The following is a 5,088-nucleotide window of genomic DNA, read 5'->3' on the forward strand; positions in this document are numbered from 1 at the left end:
AGATCCCCCTCGACGGGGAGGGGCTGCGGCCAGTCTGCGCGGTGCACGGAGCCCGAGCGCCACCAACTCCAGACTTCCTCGGTGGCGAACGGCAGGATCGGCGCGAAGAGGCGCAGGAGCGCGTCCAGGGTGGTCGCCAGAGCTGCGAGCACGGACGCCTTCTGCTCCTCGCCCTGTGCGCCGTAGGCGCGGTCCTTGATGAGCTCGACGTAATCGTCCGTGAACTGCCAGAAGAACGATTCCGTGAGCTGCAGCGCCTTCGCGGGGTCGTAGGCCGCGAAGGCTCCGCCAGCCTGCGCGACGACGTCGGCCAGCTGGGCGAGCAGCGCACGGTCGAGGGGGTTCACGAGCACTGGATCGGCGGGATCGCGGAGGACATTCTCTTCCGTGGCACCGAGCCCGAGGACGAACTTCGATGCGTTGAGGATCTTGATCGCGAGGCGTCGCCCGATCTTCATCTGGGCCACCTCGAAGGCCGTGTCCGCACCGAGCTTGGCGGACGCTGCCCAGTAGCGCACGGCGTCCGCCCCGTACTCCTCGAGGATGTCCGTCGGGACCACGACATTGCCCTTTGACTTGGACATTTTCTTGCGGTCCGGGTCAAGCACCCAGCCAGAAATCGCGGCATTCGTCCACGGCGCGCAGTCATGGAGCGCATCGGCGCGGACCGTCGTCGAGAACAGCCACGTTCGGATGATCTCGTGGGCCTGGGGGCGCAGGTCGAACGGGAAGACGTTCGCGAAGAACTCGTCATCGCGGCTCCAGCGGCCGACGATCTGGGGTGTCAGGGAAGACGTGGCCCACGTGTCGAGGACGTCGGGATCGCCCGTGAACCCGCCCGGCTGGTCGCGCTGCGTCTCGTCGAAGCCGGGGGCCGGCTCGGCCACGGGATCGACGGGCAGCATCGGATCGTCGGGAACAATCGGGTTCTCGTAGTCGGGGTTCCCGCCGTCGTCGAGGCGGTACCAAACCGGGATGGGGACGCCGAAGAAGCGCTGGCGCGAGACGAGCCAGTCGCCGTTGAGCCCTTCGACCCAGTTCTCGTAGCGCGACCGCATGAAGGCCGGGTGCCAGGCGAACTCGCGGCCGCGTTCGAGGAGGCGAGCCCGACGGTCTGCATCGCGCCCGCCGTTGCGGACATACCACTGGCGGCTCGTGACGACCTCGAGCGGCTTGTCGCCCTTCTCGTAGAAGTTCACGGGGTGCATGATCTTCTTCGGCTCGCCGTCGAGCAGTCCCCGCTCGCTAAGCATCTTCACGACGCCCTCCTTCGCGGAGAACGCCGTCTTGCCAGCGATCTCGGCGTAGGCCTCGCGGCCCTCCTCCGAGGTGATCCATTCGGGCGTCTCCGCTTGGAGGCGCCCATCGCGCCCGATGATCGATCGCGTCGGAAGCTGGAGTTCGCGCCACCAGGTCACGTCGGTGAGGTCGCCGAACGTGCAGACCATCGCGATGCCGGAGCCCTTGTCCGGCTTCGCGAGCGGATGCGCCTTGACCTCGACCTCGACGCCGAACAGCGGTGAGCGAACCGTGGTGCCGAAGAGCGGCTGGTAGCGCTCATCGTCCGGATGGGCCACAAGAGCCGCGCACGCGGCGAGCAGCTCGGGGCGGGTCGTCTCAATGTGAACCTGCCGACCGTCGTCGGCCGTGAAGGCATAGCGGTAGTAGGCGCCGGGCACCTCGCGGTCCTCTAGCTCCGCCTGGGCCACGGCCGTCCGGAAGGTGACATCCCAGAGCGTGGGCGCCTCGGCGAGATAGGCGTCGCCGTCGCCGAGATTGCGGAGGAAGGCTCGCTGCGAGACGGCACGCGAGACGTCGTCGATCGTGCGGTAGGTCATGTCCCAGTCGACTGAGAGGCCAAGCGTCTTGAAGAGGTGCTCGAAGACCTTCTCGTCCTCAACTGCGAGCTCCTCGCAGAGCTCTATGAAGTTGCGGCGCGAGATGACGTCGAAGTCGCGCTGGTTCTTGGCCGGCTGGGCGGGCGGCCGGTAGTCGGCGTTGTAGGGGATGCTCGGATCGCATCGCACGCCGTAGTAGTTCTGGACGCGGCGCTCCGTGGGGAGTCCGTTGTCGTCCCAGCCCATCGGGTAGAAGACGTTCTTTCCCGTCATGCGCTGGTAGCGCGCGAGGAGGTCGGTCTGGGTGAAGGAGAACATGTGGCCCACGTGGAGCGAGCCCGAAGCGGTCGGCGGGGGAGTGTCGATCGAGTAGACCTGGCTCCGCGTGGTGTCCGGATTGAAGCGGTAGGTGCCGTCGGTCAGCCAGCGCTCCGTGAGCTTGGCCTCGAGGCCCTCGAGGGCGGGCTTGTCGGGGACGTGGGTGGCTGGGCGGGAAAAGATGGGCGTGTCTGTACCCGTGGGGTTCGCTTCAGGCATGGTTGCAATTCTACGTATGAATCCCAACCATGGCCCTATGGGCACCGTCAGCCTCCGCCGCGTCTACGAGTCCTCACCGGCCGGGACCTTCCGCATTCTGGTGGACCGCGTATGGCCGCGCGGTCTCAGCAAAGAGAAAGCCGGAGTCGACCTATGGCTCAAGGAGGTCGGACCGTCTACCGAGCTCCGCAAGTGGTTCGGCCATGAGGCCGAGCGCTTCGAGGAGTTCGAGCGGCGCTACCGCGAAGAGCTCAAAGGCTCGGACGCCTTCCAGCAGCTCAAGGACGCGATCGCCGAGCACCACAAGGTCGAGCTCGTCTACTCCGCGCACGATGAGGAGCACAATCAGGCCGTGGTCCTCCAGAGGGCGTTGGGCGCGCCGCAGGGGTAGTTTGGGCACATGACCTCAGACGCCCCCCAACCCACCCCTGCCCCGGCCGATTCCGAGCGCGGAGTCCGCTCCGCCGTCGTTACCGGTGCGAGCACCGGGATCGGCGAGGCGACGGTCCGCGCGCTCGCTGCCCAGGGGTGGCGGGTGTTCGCCGTCGCCCGCCGTGCCGAGCGCCTTGAGCGCTTGGCCGAGGAGACTGGTGCCATCGCCTTCCCTGCGGACATCGCCGAGGACGACGACGTTGCCCGCCTCGCTGCTGAGGTCGAGTCCCGCGGTGGCATCGACACCCTCGTCAACATCGCGGGCGGCGCGCGGGGGACCGAATGGGTGGCCGAGGCGAAGACCGAGGACTGGGAGTGGATGCTCCGGGTCAACGTGGTGGGCACGATGAAGATCACGCGTGCCTTCCTGCCGATGCTGCGGGCGTACGGCCGCGGGACCGTCCTGAACCTCACCTCGGTCGCGGGACTCGTCTCGTATGAAGGCGGGGGAGGGTACAACGCCGCCAAGTTCGCCGAGCACGGCATGACCCGCGCGCTCCGGCTCGAGGAGGCCGAGCACAATGTCCGCGTGATCGAGGTCATGCCAGGCCTCGTCAAGACGGACGAATTCTCACTGATGCGCCTCGGAGGAAACGCCGAAGCCGCCGAGAAGGTGTACCAGGGCGTGGCGGAACCGCTCACCGCGGAGGACGTGGCCGACGTCATACGCTACGCCGTGACGGTGCCGCACCACGTGAACCTCGATGACATCGTGATCCGACCGGTGGCTCAGGCTGCAGCCCACAAGCTGATCCGCCGCGGCTGAGCCGAAGGCCCGGCGGGGAAGGGTAGACTGGTCTGCAAAGCGCTGACCCGGCCATCACCGGTGAGCTTCCGGAAGAACAGCACGCTCCGCCAGCCAGCCGAGCCGCCCAGTAGAACCGGACGGGAAGGCCCGTCACAGCCCTCACGAGAGGCCCAAACGTGCTGCGCACAGCGGCAGGGGCGGGCAAGCGAGGTGGTACCGCGGTACCGCCCGGCAGATCCGGGCGTTCGCCGTCCTCGCATTCCGAAGCCTCGACAGCCAAGGATCTTCCGTGAGCGTGTACCCCAAGGCGACCACCACGCCCGACCGCGAGAACGCGGCCGGCGCGCCAGCAACCAACACCGTACGCTTCCCCGAGCTGGAGGAGCGCATCCTCACGTACTGGGACGAGGACGGCACCTTCCAGGCCTCGATCGACCAGCGCGACGCCGGCCACGACGGGTCCGGCGAATTCGTGTTCTACGATGGGCCGCCCTTCGCCAACGGCCTCCCGCACTACGGCCACCTCCTGACGGGCTACGCCAAGGATCTCGTCGCGCGCTACCAGACGCAGCGGGGCAAGCGCGTCGAGCGCCGCTTCGGCTGGGACACCCATGGCCTCCCCGCCGAACTCGAGGCCATGAAGCAGCTCGGGATGAGCGACAAGGCCCACATCGACCGGATGGGCATCGACAAGTTCAACGACGCCTGCCGCGCCTCGGTGCTGAAGTACACCCACGAATGGGAGGCGTACGTCAAGCGCCAGGCCCGGTGGGTGGACTTCGAGAATGACTACAAGACGCTCAACGTCGAGTACATGGAGTCCGTGATCTGGGCGTTCAAGACGCTCTACGACAAGGGCCTCACCTACAGCGGCTACCGGGTGCTGCCGTACTGCTGGAAGGACGAGACGCCGCTCTCCAACCACGAGCTGCGCATGGACGACGACGTCTACAAGGACCGCCAGGACCAGACCGTCACCGTGACGTTCCCGCTGCTCGCCGGCGAGTCCGAGGTATCGAAGGCGCTCGACGGCGTTCTGGCGATCGCTTGGACCACGACGCCCTGGACGCTGCCCACCAACGAGGCGCTCGCCGTCGGGCCCGAGGTGCGCTACGCCGTCGTGCCCGCTGGGCCGCGCGGGATCGCCGCTTCGGACGTCCCAAGTGATGCACGCTTCCTGCTCGCCGAGACCCTCATCCCGAGCTACGCCAAGGACCTCGGGTACGAGGACGGCGAGGTCTCAGCCGCCGAAGCGGCCGCCTCCGCCGTCGAACGCACTTTCCTCGGAGCCGAGCTGGACGGCATCCGCTACGAGCCGCTCTGGGACTACTTCACGGACGCCTCGACGTGGGGCACAAGCAAGGCCTGGCAGATTCTCGTTGCCGACTACGTGACGACGACGGACGGCACCGGCATCGTGCACCAGGCCCCCGCCTACGGCGAGGACGACCAGAAGGTGTGCGAGGCCGCCGACATCCCGGTGATCCTTTCCGTGGACGACGGCGCCAAGTTCCTTCCGCTGTTCGCCGCCGG

General features: G+C 67.5%; 4 protein-coding genes. 3 read left to right on the plus strand and 1 reads right to left on the minus strand.

Annotation, left to right across the window (positions count from 1 at the left end; translation table 11 throughout):
• Window positions 1–2,375: valine--tRNA ligase (gene valS / locus ACTHL9_RS17835; protein WP_440520609.1), on the minus strand; the 2,375-nt coding region annotated here is incomplete at its 3' end.
• A gap of 37 nt (window positions 2,376–2,412) precedes the next feature.
• On the opposite strand from valS, the gene ACTHL9_RS17840 reads away from it, so the two are divergent.
• The 3 genes from ACTHL9_RS17840 to ACTHL9_RS17850 all read left to right on the plus strand — a co-directional run.
• Window positions 2,413–2,766 carry a DUF488 domain-containing protein gene (locus ACTHL9_RS17840; RefSeq protein ID WP_440520610.1) on the plus strand — a complete coding sequence of 118 codons (354 nt, stop codon included), beginning with the start codon at window positions 2,413–2,415 and terminating at the stop codon, window positions 2,764–2,766.
• Window positions 2,767–2,775: 9 nt separating this feature from the next.
• A complete protein-coding gene (locus ACTHL9_RS17845) occupies window positions 2,776–3,573 on the plus strand; it encodes an SDR family oxidoreductase (protein ID WP_440520611.1) in 798 nt (265 codons plus the stop codon).
• A gap of 271 nt (window positions 3,574–3,844) precedes the next feature.
• On the plus strand, window positions 3,845–5,088 hold a 1,244-nt coding region (locus ACTHL9_RS17850; RefSeq protein WP_440520612.1), incomplete at its 3' end, for a class I tRNA ligase family protein.

The sequence above is a fragment of the Sinomonas sp. genome (genome assembly GCF_051955515.1).
In the GTDB taxonomy this organism is placed as follows: domain Bacteria; phylum Actinomycetota; class Actinomycetes; order Actinomycetales; family Micrococcaceae; genus Sinomonas.